At 72.8% G+C, this 14,570-nt stretch carries 15 protein-coding genes; 6 read left to right on the forward strand and 9 right to left on the reverse strand.

Annotated features, from left to right (window positions below; translation table 11 throughout):
• Positions 1-185: 185 nt before the first annotated feature.
• Complete coding sequence (locus ACPPVX_RS05390) at positions 186-1,616, forward strand: diguanylate cyclase domain-containing protein (RefSeq protein WP_426573873.1); 1,431 nt, start codon at positions 186-188, stop codon at positions 1,614-1,616.
• A gap of 172 nt (positions 1,617-1,788) precedes the next feature.
• Positions 1,789-2,169, forward strand: a complete 381-nt coding sequence (locus ACPPVX_RS05395) for a hypothetical protein (RefSeq protein WP_426573874.1) — start codon at positions 1,789-1,791, stop codon at positions 2,167-2,169.
• 103 nt (positions 2,170-2,272) lie between these two features.
• Here ACPPVX_RS05395 and ACPPVX_RS05400 read toward each other — a convergent pair whose 3' ends face one another.
• Both ACPPVX_RS05400 and ACPPVX_RS05405 read right to left on the reverse strand, forming a co-directional pair.
• Positions 2,273-3,148 (reverse strand): sigma-70 family RNA polymerase sigma factor, encoded by an 876-nt coding sequence (locus ACPPVX_RS05400; RefSeq protein ID WP_426573875.1) that lies wholly within the window; start codon positions 3,146-3,148, stop codon positions 2,273-2,275.
• Positions 3,149-3,259: 111 nt separating this feature from the next.
• Positions 3,260-4,030: an ANTAR domain-containing protein gene (locus tag ACPPVX_RS05405; RefSeq protein ID WP_426573876.1), complete on the reverse strand. Its 771-nt coding sequence runs from the start codon at positions 4,028-4,030 to the stop codon at positions 3,260-3,262.
• 288 nt (positions 4,031-4,318) lie between these two features.
• On the opposite strand from ACPPVX_RS05405, the gene ACPPVX_RS05410 reads away from it, so the two are divergent.
• From ACPPVX_RS05410 to ACPPVX_RS05420, 3 genes are all read left to right on the forward strand, one after another.
• Positions 4,319-4,954: a response regulator transcription factor gene (locus ACPPVX_RS05410; RefSeq protein ID WP_426573877.1), complete on the forward strand. Its 636-nt coding sequence runs from the start codon at positions 4,319-4,321 to the stop codon at positions 4,952-4,954.
• Between the two features lie 115 nt (positions 4,955-5,069).
• Positions 5,070-6,239 carry a ScyD/ScyE family protein gene (locus ACPPVX_RS05415; protein WP_426573878.1) on the forward strand — a complete coding sequence of 390 codons (1,170 nt, stop codon included), beginning with the start codon at positions 5,070-5,072 and terminating at the stop codon, positions 6,237-6,239.
• A gap of 384 nt (positions 6,240-6,623) precedes the next feature.
• Positions 6,624-7,586, forward strand: coding sequence for a hypothetical protein (locus ACPPVX_RS05420; RefSeq protein WP_426573879.1), 963 nt, complete (start codon positions 6,624-6,626; stop codon positions 7,584-7,586).
• A gap of 37 nt (positions 7,587-7,623) precedes the next feature.
• On the opposite strand, the gene ACPPVX_RS05425 is transcribed toward ACPPVX_RS05420, so the two are convergent.
• Together ACPPVX_RS05425 and ACPPVX_RS05430 are read right to left on the reverse strand one after the other, a co-directional pair.
• Complete coding sequence (locus ACPPVX_RS05425) at positions 7,624-7,884, reverse strand: hypothetical protein (protein ID WP_426573880.1); 261 nt, start codon at positions 7,882-7,884, stop codon at positions 7,624-7,626.
• Between the two features lie 64 nt (positions 7,885-7,948).
• Positions 7,949-8,551, reverse strand: coding sequence for a LuxR C-terminal-related transcriptional regulator (locus ACPPVX_RS05430; RefSeq protein ID WP_426573881.1), 603 nt, complete (start codon positions 8,549-8,551; stop codon positions 7,949-7,951).
• A gap of 205 nt (positions 8,552-8,756) precedes the next feature.
• Here ACPPVX_RS05430 and ACPPVX_RS05435 point away from each other — a divergent pair, with 205 nt between their 5' ends.
• Positions 8,757-9,449, forward strand: coding sequence for a LuxR C-terminal-related transcriptional regulator (locus ACPPVX_RS05435; RefSeq protein ID WP_426573882.1), 693 nt, complete (start codon positions 8,757-8,759; stop codon positions 9,447-9,449).
• On the opposite strand, the gene ACPPVX_RS05440 is transcribed toward ACPPVX_RS05435, so the two are convergent.
• The 5 genes from ACPPVX_RS05440 to ACPPVX_RS05460 all read right to left on the reverse strand — a co-directional run bounded on the left by ACPPVX_RS05440 (position 9,415) and on the right by ACPPVX_RS05460 (position 14,435).
• Positions 9,415-10,035: a sensor histidine kinase gene (locus ACPPVX_RS05440; RefSeq protein WP_426573883.1), complete on the reverse strand. Its 621-nt coding sequence runs from the start codon at positions 10,033-10,035 to the stop codon at positions 9,415-9,417. The genes ACPPVX_RS05435 and ACPPVX_RS05440 overlap by 35 nt on opposite strands.
• A gap of 154 nt (positions 10,036-10,189) precedes the next feature.
• A complete protein-coding gene (locus ACPPVX_RS05445) occupies positions 10,190-12,136 on the reverse strand; it encodes a hypothetical protein (protein WP_426573884.1) in 1,947 nt (648 codons plus the stop codon).
• The gene (locus tag ACPPVX_RS05450) at positions 12,133-12,735 is read right to left on the reverse strand and encodes a sugar transferase (RefSeq protein ID WP_426573885.1); all 603 of its coding nucleotides are present in this window, start codon (positions 12,733-12,735) and stop codon (positions 12,133-12,135) included. The genes ACPPVX_RS05445 and ACPPVX_RS05450 overlap by 4 nt, the downstream gene beginning before the upstream one ends.
• A gap of 3 nt (positions 12,736-12,738) precedes the next feature.
• Positions 12,739-13,485 carry a hypothetical protein gene (locus ACPPVX_RS05455; protein WP_426573886.1) on the reverse strand — a complete coding sequence of 249 codons (747 nt, stop codon included), beginning with the start codon at positions 13,483-13,485 and terminating at the stop codon, positions 12,739-12,741.
• Positions 13,482-14,435: an NAD-dependent epimerase/dehydratase family protein gene (locus ACPPVX_RS05460; RefSeq protein WP_426573887.1), complete on the reverse strand. Its 954-nt coding sequence runs from the start codon at positions 14,433-14,435 to the stop codon at positions 13,482-13,484. Before ACPPVX_RS05460 ends, ACPPVX_RS05455 begins: the two co-directional genes overlap by 4 nt.
• Positions 14,436-14,570 lie beyond the last annotated feature (135 nt).

A 14,570-nucleotide genomic window follows, 5' to 3' on the forward strand; every position in this document is an offset into this window, starting at 1 on the left:
CAGGGTCGATCGGTCACCGTCGACCGGACATCCCCGCTGACCAGGGCCAGAGCGGGTCGGGCGGCGGCAGGGTGCCGGGTGAGCCCGGCTTCACCCTCAGCGCGCGATCGGTCACGACCTGCGAGATCGGGCCCGTTGGCATAGCGTGGGACCCGCGGCGGCACGAGGTGCCGGAGGAGGGTGGGGTGGTGGAGTTGGAGGGCACGGGCGCGAGCGGCCACGACCGCACCCCCGCCGCGGCGCCCCGCGCGTCGGGGTCGATCCCCGCCGCCTGGTTGCAGGAGGCGCTCACCCAGTCTTCCGACCTGGTCCTGGTGATCGACGCGGGTGCCACCATCCTGTGGTGCAACGGCGCCGTCCGGACCCTCCTGGGCTACGACCCCGACGCGGTGATCGGCCGATCCTTCGCCGAGTTCGTGCACCCCGACGATCTGGGACGGGCCGGCGAGGTCATGGCGCTGACCGTGGCCGGAGCGTTCGACGAGACCCCGATCACGCCGGCGCTCTACCGCACCGCCACCAGCGAAGGGCAGTGGGTCGACCTCGAGGTCAACGCCTCGTCGGGGCCCGACGGCTCGCTGCTGATCGTCGCCCGGTCCGGCGGCGACCTCGTGCTGACCGACCGGCTGCTCGAGGCGGTGTCGGGCAACGTGCCCTTCGAGCTCCAGGTGGAGATGGTCATGGAGATGGGGCGCTGGCGCCACCCCTGCGAGGGCTACGCCATCCTCTACCGGGGCGAGCACGGCGAGCCGCGGGCCATCACCTCCGACCTCCCGGCCGCGCTCCACGGGTCGGCCGCGCTCGACGGGCGCACGCCGTGGGACGTCGCCATGGCCGCGGGCACCGAGGTGGTCATCGACGACCTCGCCGCCGTGGCCGCCGACAGCGAGATCGCCGGGCCCGAGCTGGTGGCCGCCGCGCTCGCCGCCGGGTTCTCGGGCTGCCTCGCCGCGCCGGTCCCCGACCCCGACCACCCCGACCACCCCGGCGGCGCCTGCATCGCCATCTGGACCTCGGCCGACGGCCCCACCACCTCGGGCCACCGCTACGCGATGAGCAACATGCGCCGGGCCTTCGCCCTGGTGCTCCAGCAGCGCGCGCAGGTGCGGGGGCTCGAGCGCGCCGCCCGCGTCGACCAGCTGACGGGCCTCACGTCGCGGGCCCGGTTCCTGGAGCTGGTCCAGCAGGTGGGCGCGCAGTCGGCGCCGAACGCCCGCCACGCGCTGCTCTACATCGACCTCGACGGGTTCAAGGCGGTCAACGACAGCCTCGGTCACGCCGCCGGCGACCTGGTGCTCACCGTCACCGCCGTGCGCATCACCGAGGTGGTGGCCGACGGGGCCGTCGTGGCCCGCCTCGGCGGCGACGAGTTCGGGGTGCTCTGCCCCATCGGCACCACCGAGGCCGAGGCCGCCGGCGTGGCCGAGGACATCATCGACGCCGTCGCCGGCCCCATCGTGGTGGGCGACACCACGGCGTCGGTGGGGTGCTCCATCGGCCTGGCGATCGGCGTCGAGGGCCAGTCGCCCGAGCTCGTGCTCGACGCGGCCGACGTCGCCCTCCTGGCCGCCAAGGTCGAGGGCCGTGGCCGGTGGCGCAGCGGGTCGCCCGCCTGATCCGACGGGTCTGACCTGCGATCCGCCGCGCCGGCGCGACCCGGCCGACCGCCCCGAAGATGAGTAGCGGGTACTCATGCCAGGAACGAGGAGCCGTCCTACCTTCACCCCAGCGCACCACGACGGTGCCTGCGGCGGCCGAGGTCGCCGGACACTGTGGAGGAACGACGCAATGCGACGAGCACTTGGATCCATCCTGATCGCCGGCCTGCTGATGGGCGCTGCGGCCTGCGGCACCAGCGGCGGCAGCGACTCGAAGCCGTCCGGCGGGTCGACGGTCACCACCGCCGACTCCGGCTCGGATTCGGGCGGCTCGGGCGAGGTGGCCAGCGGCAACAAGGCCGTCGCCGCCTACTGCAAGGCCGTCGACGAGTACGTGAAGAAGGCCAAGGCCGCCATGAACGACCCGGCGAAGGCATCGACGCTGGCAACCGAGGGCCAGGATCTGAGCAAGAAGGCCGTGGCCCTCAGCACCTCGGGCCTGTCCGCCGATGACGCCAAGGCCGTCGGCGACTGCACCAAGAAGTCGACCGACGCACTGATCCCCGGCTGACCCGCGATCACCCGATCGAGCGCCCCCGTGGTCGACGACCGCGGGGGCGCCGTCGCGTCCGGCCCCGGGTCGGCCCCCGGCCCCTCGGCGGGACCGCCGGTGGTCAGGAGGCGTCGAAGCGGTTGCGGAGGTGGCGGAGCACGGCGGACAGGAGCCGGGAGACCTGCATCTGGCTGACCCCGAGGTGCCGGGCGATCTGCGACTGCGACCACTCGTCGTAGAAGTAGAGGCGCACCAGGTCGCGGCCCGGCTCGTCGAGGGTGGAGAGGGCCGCCGCCACCACCATCTGGTCCTCGGCCAGGAGGAAGCTGCGGTCCTCGGCATCGAGGTGGTCCTTCACCGGCCGCCCATCGCCCCCCTCCGACTCGATGGAGATGAGGTTGCGGGCGTGGATGGCCTCGAGCGCACCGAGCACGTCCTCGTCGGCCATGTCGAGCTCGGCGGCGAGCTCCCGGCGCGTGGGGAAGCGGCCGAGCTCCGAGGCGAGGCGGTCCGACGTGGCCCGCTGGACCACGGCGAACTCGTGGACGTGGCGGGGCACCCGGATGAGCCAGCCGTGATCCCGCACGTGGCGGCGCAGCGCGCCGACCACCGTCGGCGTGGCCAGCGCCGCGAACGGCAGGCCCCGATCGGGGTCGAAGCGGCGCAGCGCCCGGATCAGCGCTTCGCGCGCGATCTGGTCGAGGTCGTCGTTCGAGGCCCAGTCCCGGTAGAAGCGCCGGGCCATCGAGATGGCGTAGTCGTCGTACTCCTCGACGAGGCGGGCCAGGACCCGGTCATCGTGGTGGGCGGCGTACTGCACGTGCTCGAGCCAGAGGCTCGGCTTCACGCCCGGGGTCTGGTCGGCGTCGGCGGCGCTGCGCCCTCGTGGGATCGTGCGCCCGGCGCGACGGAGGTCGATCTCCGAGACGGCCAGGGCGACCCCGCGGGGGCCCGGACGGAGCCGAAGCGAGCGGGTGCGGGCAGTGCCGGTGCGCACAGGAACAGGGTTCAAGGTCCGACCTCGCGTGGCGGGGCGTGAACCGGGAGTCCTGCTTCTCGAGACTCATCGGGGGGTGGGCGGAGAACATATCGGACATCCGTCCAGCATTCAACGGGTTTCGGTGGGTTTCCCGTCGTGGGGCTGGCCGTTCAGCTCGGCGGCGGACGCAGCACCCGACACCACGCGCTCGGCCAGCTCCCGGAGGCTGATGTTGCTGCGCCGCGACGCTCGGCGGAGGACATCGAACGCCTCGGTCTCGCTCATCCCTTCGCGCGCCATCAAGATGCCCTTGGCGGTGGAGATCAGATCGCGGCTCTGGAGGGCGATCCGGAGGTGGTGGACGTCCTCGGCGCTGGCGAGGGCGATCGCCGCCTGCGCGGCCAGCAACGAGCCCACCTCGTGCGTCGCCGCATCGAAGGCGTGGGGTCGATCGGCGTAGGCGGTCAGTGCACCCAGGGTCCGGTCGTCGAGGTAGAGCCGGTAGGAGAGGACGCTGCGCACCGGGGTCTCGGCCACGGCCCGCTCGGCGAACGCCGGCCACCGACCATCGGTGGCGAGGTCTGGGGCGTCGCACACGTCGTGGACGCGGATGGCCTCCACGCTCGGCCCCTCGCCGACCTCGTGCTGGAGGGCATCGAGCCGGGCGGGCAGATCGTCGGATGCGCCGGCCGTCCACATCTTCCCGCGCTGGGCCACGGTGACGCCGCAGTGGTCGCTCCCGGTGAGCACCGCCCGGGCGACGACCGCGATGCGCTGGAGCACGCCCGCCACATCCTTCGGCTCCATGAGCGTCCGAGCCACCTGGCCGAAGTCGAGGGGCGCGGACGCGGGATCGCGCGGAACGGCGAGTGGCTCGGTGGGGGGATCGAAGTCGCTCATGAGATGGTCTGCTCTGCTGGGCGCGACCCCCCTGGGGTCGGGCCGCCGCGTGGGGGGTGGACAGGCGATCTTGGCTTCGTTCTCGGATACCCGGCGGGGTGGGTGCGCAAACCATCGTCGCACGTCGGAGCGCCTGCGGGCGGGAGGATCGGCGCCACCCGGGCGCCGCGTCCGCCGACCGCAGGGATCGAGCCTCGCCGGGAGGATGAGGCGCCCTCACCACTGTTGCGGTGTGCAGGGCGCCGAGGCGCCGTCAATCTCGACAGCATGGGGCGACAAGTGGTGATCGTGGACGATCAGTCCGGGTTGGTCGAGGCCGTGGCGGAGCTGTTGAGCAGCGCCGGGTGGGGCCCGATCACGACCGCGGCGTCCGCGGCTGAGGGCATCGCGGCGGTGGAGCGGATGCGGCCCGACGTGGCGATCGTGGACCTGCGGCTCGGTCGGGACGACGGGGTGCAGCTGCTCCACCGGTTCCGCGGGCTGCGCGACCCCCCGGCGATGGTGGTCCTGACCGCGCTGAGCACCATGGAGAACGCGATCGCCAGCGTGCGCGCCGGCGCCCGGGCGTTCGTCCCGAAGGGTGCCAGCCCGCAGGACCTGCTCGACGCGGTGGCGGCGGTGGCGACCGGCGGCGGGTGGATGCCGCACCACCTCCTGGGCGGGGTGCTCACCGCACTGCTCGAGCCGGCACCACCGACCGAGTGGCAGACCCTGGTCGACGGGCTGACGCCGCGCGAGCACGAGGTGCTCGACCTGATGGTGGCGGGCTACGACCGGCCGTCGATCGCCCGGCAGCTGAACATCTCGCTCAACACGGCGCGGACCCACACGAAGAACATCCTCGCCAAGCTCGGGGTCCACTCCAGCCTCGAGGCGGTGAGCGTGGCCCTGCGCGCCGGGGTGAGGCCCGCAGAGGTGGCCTGACCTGCAGGAGGCGCACGCCGCGTCACCCCATCGCGGTATGGAACCTCCACGAGCAGCAGGCGGAGAGTGGACCTGGCGCGGGGAGCGGCCCCGCCGGCACAACTGGAGGTCCCCAATGGCTCGCGGACGTTCCCTCACGACCCTCGGCTTCGCCCTCGCGGGCGCTGGCGCCCTGCTCCTCGGAGCGGCCGTCCCGGCGGCCGCCAGACCGGCGGTGCACACACCGACGGCGCGCGTCGTGGTGAGCGGCCTCAACAACCCCCGCCAGGTGTGGCGGGACCGCTCGGGCAAGCTGTTCGTGGCGGAGGCGGGCAAGGGCGGCACCCTCTGCTCGGGCACCGGCCAGGACGAGCAGTGCATCGGCGCCACCGGATCGGTCGCCCGGATCCACTACCCAGGGACGACGGTCAACGGCTCCTTCGAGCGCGTGGTCACCGGCCTCATCTCGGGCGCCGGCCCCGACGGCAGCTTCGCCACCGGGGCCGACGGGGTGAGCACCCGCAACGGCAAGATCTACGTCCAGATCACGTGGGCCCCGCCGGACCAGATCCCGGCCCCGCTCCCGTCGGAGCAGAGCGGCAAGCTGCTGCGGGCGACGTCGTTCCACACCCCGAAGATCGTCGCCGACGTCTCCTCGGTGGAGTTCACGACGCCCAACCCCGACGGGTACGTCGACCCGACCACCGGGAAGCCCGAGCTCGACTCCAACCCGTACGCCGTCCTGGCGCTCGAAGGTCGCCAGCTGGTGGCCGACGCGGCCGGCAACGACATCATCGAGGTCCGGCCCGGCCACAAGCCGCGGGTGTTCGCGGTGCTCCCCCAGCACGGCGACCCCAAGACGACCGACCGGCAGCCCACCCCGACGTCGCTGGCCAACGGCCCCGACGGGACGATCCTCGTGGGCGAGCTGGCCCACGAGGAGCCCGGTGAGGGTCGGGTCGACGTGCTGAGCAGCTCGGGCCGGTACCTCGGGTTCATCGGCAAGGGCGGCACCATCGCCGACGTGCCCGGCGGCCTGACCACCATCACGGGCGTGGCCTACCGGAGCGGCCAGCTGTACGTGTCGCAGCTGTTCTCGGGTGGCACCGAGCAGACGCCTGGCGAGATCACCCGGATCTCGTGGACCAAGCACCCCACGGTCACCAACTTCGACGTCCCGTTCCCCGCGGGGATCGCCGTCGATCCGTCACGGAACGTGTTCGTGGCCGCCTGGAGCATCGCTCCCTCGACGGGTGCCTTCGGTGCGCCGAACAGCTCCGGCCAGATCTGGCGGGTGCGCTTCTGACCACTGGGGGCGCTCCCGGATCACCCAAAAGACCGCCCGCTCCCGGTTGCCACCATCGCCCGGTGACCGGGAGCGGTCGCGTGTGACCTTTGTTACACCAGGGTCCAATTGTTACGATTGCGTGACGTGCGGGTCCCGCGCGGAGGGGCAGGTGACAGACGTGTCGGCCAAGCGGACCCGAGGGTGAGGTGACCTCCCCCGGTTCCTTGGAATCGGTCAAGACTCACGGCGGAACAGCCGAGGGGGTGGAACACTCCGCCGCTTCGTCAACCGAAGGAACCCGTTCCCGTGAAATCGATCGTGACCGCTGCCGCTGTGGCGGCAGCCATCCTGCTCTCCGCCTGCCAGCCGGCTCCGAACGCCGGTGATGCCGGAGGAGCCGCCGTGACCACGCCGAGTGCTGGCGTGTGGATCAACGCGAAGGAGATCGCCGCCCTGCCGGCATCGGGGGCGGCGTGGACGTCCATGCGCGCCGCCGCCGCCAAGTCGTGGGGCACGCCCACGATCGCCGACCAGAACTCGAGCGACGACACCGACACCCTCGCCGGGGCGCTCGTCAGCGCCCGCAGCGGCGACGAGGCCATGAAGACGAAGGTGCGCAACCACCTCATGGCGCTGGCCTCGAACCACCCCTACGAGCGGGTGCTCGGGCTCGCCCGCCAGCTGCCGTCGTACATCATCGCCGCCGACGTGGTGGGCCTCAACGCCAGCCAGCGCGCCTCGTTCGAGTCGTTCCTCCGAGAAGCGGTCCACCACAAGATGGCCGGCCACTCCGGTGGCGACGACCTGGCGTCCACCGCCTACCTGTCCCCCAACAACTGGGGCACGATGAGCCGGGCCGCCATGGCCGCGGTCGACGTGTACCTCGGCGACAAGGCCGGCCTGGCCAAGATCGCCGACACCCAGGAGGCGTGGCTCGGCGGCACCGCCCCCAACACCCTGAAGTACAGCAGCACCAACTGGCACGCCGGCAAGGCCGCCGGCATCAACGTCCGGGGCAGCCAGCGCGACGGCCACACCCTCGACGGCGTGCTCCCCGAGGACCAGCGCCGCACCGGTGAGTACACGTGGCCCGCACCCAAGGGCAGCTACCCCCACGAGGCCCTGCAGGGCGCCGTCGTGGCCTCGGTCATCCTCGACCGGGCCGGGGCCCTCCCCTTCGAGGCCGGCGACCACGCCCTCCAGCGGGCCGAGCAGTGGCTCGCCACCACCAACGGCAACCCGGCCGCGAGCGACGACGGCAACACGCCGTGGCTGCTCGCCAAGTACGGCGCCGGCTCGTTCGCCAAGGCCGCGACGCCGTCCCCCGCCAAGAACATCGCCTGGGCCGCCTGGACCGCCGCCTGACCCCAGGCGTGGTCTCCGTTCGCCGGGCCGTCGCGACCTATCGGTTGCGGCGGCCCGACGACGTGAGCACGAAGGCCGAGCGGGGCTGCGACCCGCCCGAGTCGAACATGCGCCGGCGGACGACCCCGTCGGCCATGAGCTGGTTGAGCGCCGGCACCACGACCACCGCGCTCAGCTTGGTGCCCCTGGTGATCTCCAGCACGGTGGCACCGCTCCGGCGGGGCCGGAGGAACTCGGCCACCGCGTCGAGCTCGTCGCGACGCGTCCACGAGCCTTCGACGTACGTCGGCTCGCTCACGTCACCGACCACCCGGTCGCTGCGCTCTCCGTGGTCTGCCCGCCGAGGCTCCCGCAAGCCTGCATCACGCACACCTGGTGATGAGGCCCGATCGGACGGCCACCGCGACGGCGCCCGCCCGGCTGTGCACGCCGAGCTTGCAGAGCAGGCTCTGGACGTGCGAGCGGACCGTGGCGTGGCTCAGGTTGAGCCGGGCGCCGATCCGCTCCGTGGAGTCGCCGTCGGCGAGGCTCTCGAGGACCTGCACCTCGCGCTCGGTGAGGAAGTACCGGCCCGGGCCCTTCTGCTGCTTGCCGATGGTGGGCGGCCGGCTGACCCGGCGCTCCACCTGGGCGACCAGCTCGTCGCTGGTCGTCGACTTCATCACCACGGCGCGGGCGCCCGAGGCCAGGGCCGCGACGCTGACGGGGCTGTGCGTCGAGCACGTCACCACCACCACGTCGGTCTGCCCGGCGATCGCCGCGATCGACGACATGGCGTCGCCGATCGGCTCATCACCGCGCGTGACCACCTCGAGCACGCACACGTCGGGTCGGTACTCCTCCACCAGCTCCGCCAGCTCCGCCGGCCGATGGGCGACGGCGACGACGTCGTGCCCATGGCCTTCGAACAGCCGTGTCAGTGAGAGGACCACCAGCTCCTGGTCATCACAGAGGATCATCCGCATGGCCCAACCCTTCCCTCCGGTTGCTTCGCCAAACACATCTTGTTCAGCTGTCGTTCACCAGATCCGGACCCCCCAGCCAGGTGCGATACACGACCAGTACATCTAGGCTCCGCTACGCAGCGTGCGGAATCCCCAAATCGCGGTATCCGGTCTCACCCCCTGTGCAACGGCGTCAACCCACCTCCTCCGAGTGGAATGTGCACAAATGTCCAGATCACTCCTGATCGTCGACGATCATCCCTGGTTGGCCGAGGCCCTTGCGCAGCTCGCCTCCGCGGCCGGCTGGGACCCGGTCGACATCGCCCACACCAGCAGCGAAGGCCGGGCCCTGGCCCAGCGCCTGCGCCCTGACCTGGTCAGCGTCGACCTCACGCTGGGTGAGGAGGCGGGCCTGACCCTGATCGGCGAGCTCCTCGAGGACCAGCCCCACCTCACCGTGGTCGTCCTGACCGGCGACGTCGCCGGGGCCCGCGCCCTGGAGTGCATCGCCGGGGGCGCCTCGGCGTTCATCCCGAAGAGCGCGCAGCCCGATGAGATCCTCGCCGCCTTCGACGCGGCGTCGGCCGGCCACACCTGGCTGCCGGTGCCGCTGATCGGCGATGTGATCGACGCGGCCCTGAACCCACCGCCCCCCACCGTGTGGGCCGAGCTGGTGGCCTCGCTGTCGGACCGGGAGCACGACGTCCTGCAGCTGATGGTCGCCGGCCTCGACCGGCGCCAGATCGCCGACGAGCTCATGATCTCGTTCAACACCGTGCGGACGCACGTGAAGAACGTGCTCGCCAAGCTGGGCGCCCACTCCACCGTCGAGGCCGTCAGCGTGGCGCTCCGGGCCGGCATGCAGCCACCCGACGGCGAGGCGCCTACGGGTTGGGATGCAATGGGAGCACCACGGTGAGCTGAGCACCCCCGAGGTCGCTCCGGCGGAGCTCGAGGTGCCCGCCGTGGTGCTCGACGAGGCGCATCACCGCCACCATCCCCAGCGAGGACCGGCCGGCCGGCGCCTCGCCGAAGCCCGGGCCGGAGTCGGCCACGGCGATGGTCAGCGATTCGTTGGTGCTCGAGCAGCGCACGAGGACCTTGCCGTCGGGGCCGGCGGCGCGGCACCCGTTCTCGACCAGGTTGAGGAGGCTGCGCTCCCACTCGGTGACCGAACCGCGGAGCGACGGGGCGTCGACGATGCCGTCGAGGTCGAGGCGCAGCTCCCCGCTGTACGCCGTGCGCATGCGCTCGACCACGCTGGTGGCGATCACCCGGGGATCGATCGGTGCGGCGAGCGGCGTGCCGTGGACCTCCTCCTCGCAGAGGCCCGCCATCACCCCGACCTCGCGCTCGATCACGCCGAGCACCGGCTCGATCGAGGGACCGAGGTGGCCGAGGCGGTACGTGGCGATGGTGGCGCGGATGATGGTCAGCGACTGCAGCAGGTCGTGCGCGAGCTGCCGCGCCGCGAGTGCCGCATCGCCTTCCTGTACATCGTTCATGGCAGCCGCCCGTTCCGCTCCCTGGCTGCCGGCCGAGGTAGCCGGCTCTCCCAGCACGAGGACCCCCCTCCGGTGAACGGGTCAACGCACCCGAAGGATCCTACCGACCTCGCGTGCATTCGTCACCGGCCCCCGGTCGCGGTCGGGTCACGGGTCAGCTCTCCTGGACGAGCAGGTCGGTCAGCAGCAGCGAGGCGGAGGGGTCGTTCGATCCCGGTCCGACGCACACCTCGTCGGGGCCGGCCTTCCCGCTGGCGAGCAGCGGGATGTCCGCGCCCTCGGCGACGACACCGCTCCCCGTCTCGATGCGGACCGTCGCCGTGCGCGCCGTCGGATCGACCCGGATCGTGACCCGCAGCGGGGTCCCCATCGCCACCGACCCCCCGATCACGCGGCCGTGGGGCCCGCTCCAGCCGGCCTGGCCCTTGCGGCCGAGGCGCGCCGACGCGAGGGAGCCGTCGGGGCCCTTGAGGGTGAGCAGCTTGGCATCGGTGCCCGCGGTGCCCTTCGCCACGACGTCGGCCCGCACCACCACGGGCGCGCGGCTCGCGGGGATGGCCCGGCACGCGACCGACGCGGGGCCGCCATCGGTGTTGCTGACCAGCAGGGCCCGACCCGTGTCGCCGGCGTCGACGACATCGGCCTCGAGCGCGGCGGAGGTGCCGGCGTGCCAGGCGGCCGGCCTCGGATCGTCGGGCTGGAGCCCGTTGAACGTGTCGTGCACGACGTCCACCGTCCCGGTGCGCTGCGCCAGGGTGCCGGCATCGACGCCGGCGCCGCCCACGAGCGTCGTGCGCCAGCCCGACAGGTCACGGCCCGCCACCATGACCAGGAGGCCCCGCGTGGGCCCCACCGCGGTGCCGGGGACGACCGGGGCCGCCAGGCGGGTCCCCACGTCGCCGTAGAGGACGACGGCGCCCGGCCCCGGCGCGAACGCCAGGTCGGAGAGATCGGCCGTCTTGTCGACCACCGGCGAGGGGTGGCGCGGCGCGCCGGCATCTCGCGGTGCGGGGCGCGCCACCGCGATCACGTGCACCGTGGCCTGGTCGGTGTCGACCACCAGGCCGGCACCGGCCAGGCCGTCCTCGCCCCGGCTCACGACCGAGGTCTCCACCCGGTCACCGTCGAGGGCGAGGAGGAGCAGCGCGGGGTCGCGGTCGTTGGTGCCGCGCGACGGGAGCGTGGTGGGGAGCAGGACGAGCAGCGTGGAGGGCGCGGCCGGACCGGCCAGGGCCGCGGTGACCGGGCCGATGCCACCGACGCCGTACACGTGGCGCTCGATGGTGGTCCACTGCGTGCCGTCCCACGTGGTCACGTGCACGGAGTCGCTCGACTTCGATCGCCACGCGATCCGCACGGTGGTGCCCGACACGAGCAGGTCGAAGCCCCCGACGTCGGACCCGGCGATCCCACCTGGGAGCGGCGCGAACCGCGTGTGCTCGAGGCCCGAGGGACCGCTCTTGGCGACGACCACCCGATCGGCGTCCTGGCGCGCCAGCCACTCGGTGCCGTCGGGCTCGACGCCCAGCTGCACGCCCGGAGCAGGGTTGCCCGACGCGGTGACCGGGAAGTCGGCCTCCTGCACCCACGTCGACGAGCCCGCGTCCCAGGTGAGCCGGTTCGTGCGCAGCGCGTGCCCGGCGTAGTCGCGGGTGCCCGACGACGCGACCACCAGCTCCGTGCCCGTCCACACGACGACCGGGCGGGCGAAGGGCCGGTCGTCGACCAGCACGCCCGTGTCGACCCACGGCCCGGTGGTGGTCCGCAGGCCCCAGATGGTCAGGGCGCCGTCGCCCGCCCGGTTGAGCACGGCCCACCAGCGCCCGGCGGCGTACCACGTCCTCGTCTCGTGCACGTCGGGCTCGGGGGCGTCGGCCGCCCGGTCCGGTCCGGCGAACCCGGTGCCGGTCGTGGGCGTCGGCGTCGACAGCCGGGACGCAGCGGTGGGGCGCACCACCGCCGAGGACACCGCGGCCGACGATGCCTCGGGCCGCACGGCCCGGGCCGCGCGCTGGCCCATCCAGAGCGCTCCCAGCAGCGCGACGGGAGCCAGGACCACCGCTCCCAGCCGCTGCACCGTCCGGGAGCCGGTCGCGCTCATGCTCCTCGCCGACGCACCACGCTGGCCGCGGTCCGCAGCAGGATCGACAGGTCGAGCGCGAGGCAGCTGTGCTCGATGTAGCGGATGTCGAGCCGCAGCCGCTGGTTGAAGTCGGCCTCGTTGCGGCCCTCGATCTGCCACAGGCCCGTCAGGCCGGGACGGACCTCGAGCCGGCAGGTGTGCCACAGCGCATAGGTGGACGGCGCGAACGACGTGGGCCGCGGGCCGACCAGCGACATCTGGCCGCGGACCACGTTCAGCAGCTGCGGCAGCTCATCGAGGCTGGTGGCGCGCAGGACCTTGCCCACCCGCGTGATGCGCGGGTCGTCGATCACCTTGAAGTCGGGGGCCGGGACGATGCTCAGGTGCTGCAGCGACGCCTTGAGCTCCTCGGCGTTCTGCACCATCGTGCGGAACTTGTACATCTTGAACCGGCGGCCGTGGCGGCCGGTCCGCTCCTGCACGAACAGGATCGGGCCCGGCGAGTCGAGCCGCACGGCCAGCGCCGTGAGCAGCAGCAGCGGCACCACCAGGGGCATGGCCAGCAGGCACAGGCCGAGGTCGATCCCCCGCTTCGCCCTCCGGTAGATCGGTCGCACCGGTCAGCCCTCCCCGACCGCCAGGTCGTCCCGAGGCGGCTGGGTCAGGTGCTCCTGCGCCTCCTCGGCCACGTAGCCGTGCGGGCCGTCCTCGGGGAGGTCGGGCACGGCCGTCGGCTTGGCGGGTGCGGTCACCGCCGGCGGCGCCGCGGCCCGCCCGATCGGACCCGAGGCGTCGACGGGCGTCAGCGCGTCCTCGAGCCCCTCGACCGTGAGCGCATCGAACGGGAAGACCGCGGCGCGCATGTCCTGCGGACCGAGGATCCGATCGACCCGGGCGACGAAGCCGAGCACACCGAGGCGGTCGGTCTCGGGCAGCACCAGGTGGAGCTCGTGGTGGTGCTGGTGCCACGCCCGGTCGCTCCCCCGCAGGAGCGTGATCATCCGATCGGCCGTGGCGTCGTCGCAGTCCACCGACACCAGGCAGAGGGCGTGGCCGTAGCGACGGCTCCGGTTCATCTCCGACACGAGCAGGTCGACTGGGCGCTCGTGCGTCGAGCGGACCGACACGTGGTCGATGGCCAGCCCCACGGTGGCGCTGGCCGCGAGGACGACGCCGAGCACCACGAACAGGGGCCGTCCCGGGTTGAACCCGATGAAGCCGCGGGTCAGCAGCAGGCCGGCGACGACGAGCGACACCGAGCAGGCAGCGAGCTGGCCCGGCTTCATCCCGGGCACGGCGCGCAGCACCTCGCGCGACCGGAGGTCGTCGATGGGGGGACCGGGGCGACCGGCCGCGGCGGCAGTCATACCCTCGTCGGCTCCATCTCCATGATGGTGGTCGCCCACTCGTACATGGCCGCCAGCCCATCTCGCAGCACGGTCGCCGGCCGGTAGCCGAGCGCCGCCTCCGCCAACCGGACGTCGGCCGAGGTGTCCTGGACGTCGCCGGCGGCCGGAGCCTCGTAGCGCACGTCGATCGGTCCGGTGAGCTCCTCGACCAGCGAGATCAGGTGCCGCACCGACGTCCGGTGCCCGCCGCCGAGGTTGGCGACGCCGTTCCAGTCGGACTGCCCGGCGAGCATCAGGCCCGTCACGATGTCGTCGATGAAGGTGAAGTCGCGGGTGGCGGTGCCGTCGCCCCACACCCGGAACGGGTCGCCGCGGAGGGCCGCCCGGAAGAGCTTGTGGAACGCCATGTCGGGCCGCTGCGCCGGGCCGTACACGGTGAAGAACCGCAGCGCCGTGACCGGGAGCCCCCAGGACTCGTGGTAGGCGGTGGCGAGGTGCTCGCCGGCCAGCTTCGAGACGCCGTAGGGCGACACCGGCTGCGGCAGCGCCGTCTCCGGGGTCGGCAGCGCCAGGGCGTTGCCGTAGACCGACGAGCTCGAGCCGTACACGAAGCGGTGCAGCCCGGCCCCGACGCAGCCCTCGAGGAGCCGCTGCGTGCCCTCGACGTTGTTGTGGGCGTAGCTGGAGAACCCGTCGCCCCACGAGGTGGTGACGCTCGCCTGCCCGGCGAGGTGGAACACCACATCGGCGCCGTGGATGCTCGACGTGGGCACGTGCTCGGCCAGATCGGAGTAGAGGAGCTGGAAGTTCGGGTGGTCGACGAGACCGCCGATGTTGCGCATCTTCAGCTCGACGTCGTAGGCGTGCGTCAGGCAGTCGATGCCGACCACGTCGTGGCCCTCGTCGAGGAGGCGTCGGCTCAACGAGGATCCGATGAAGCCGGCTGCGCCGGTGACGATGGCGATCATGGGTGTCTCCTCCGATGGTTCGGGCTCTGGTCCAAACCCTGGCCGCCGTGCGCGGCGCCGGACTCGTCCCCAGGGGTGATGGCGTCTACGCCCTCTTCTCCATCTGGGTGCGCCGCCTGGTCGGCCCAGGTGCCG

Source organism: Aquihabitans sp. McL0605 (assembly GCF_049993875.1).
Taxonomy (GTDB): Bacteria; Actinomycetota; Acidimicrobiia; order Acidimicrobiales; family Iamiaceae; genus Aquihabitans.

Coding starts and splice junctions, on each gene's coding strand:
- ACPPVX_RS05455 (WP_426573886.1), bottom strand. CDS start 13,485: ATGACTGCCGCCGCGGCCGGTCGCCCCGGTCCCCCCATCGACGACCTC.
- ACPPVX_RS05415 (WP_426573878.1), top strand. CDS start 5,070: ATGGCTCGCGGACGTTCCCTCACGACCCTCGGCTTCGCCCTCGCGGGC.
- ACPPVX_RS05395 (WP_426573874.1), top strand. CDS start 1,789: ATGCGACGAGCACTTGGATCCATCCTGATCGCCGGCCTGCTGATGGGC.
- ACPPVX_RS05405 (WP_426573876.1), bottom strand. CDS start 4,030: ATGAGCGACTTCGATCCCCCCACCGAGCCACTCGCCGTTCCGCGCGAT.
- ACPPVX_RS05430 (WP_426573881.1), bottom strand. CDS start 8,551: ATGCGGATGATCCTCTGTGATGACCAGGAGCTGGTGGTCCTCTCACTG.
- ACPPVX_RS05460 (WP_426573887.1), bottom strand. CDS start 14,435: ATGATCGCCATCGTCACCGGCGCAGCCGGCTTCATCGGATCCTCGTTG.
- ACPPVX_RS05445 (WP_426573884.1), bottom strand. CDS start 12,136: ATGAGCGCGACCGGCTCCCGGACGGTGCAGCGGCTGGGAGCGGTGGTC.
- ACPPVX_RS05440 (WP_426573883.1), bottom strand. CDS start 10,035: ATGAACGATGTACAGGAAGGCGATGCGGCACTCGCGGCGCGGCAGCTC.
- ACPPVX_RS05435 (WP_426573882.1), top strand. CDS start 8,757: ATGTCCAGATCACTCCTGATCGTCGACGATCATCCCTGGTTGGCCGAG.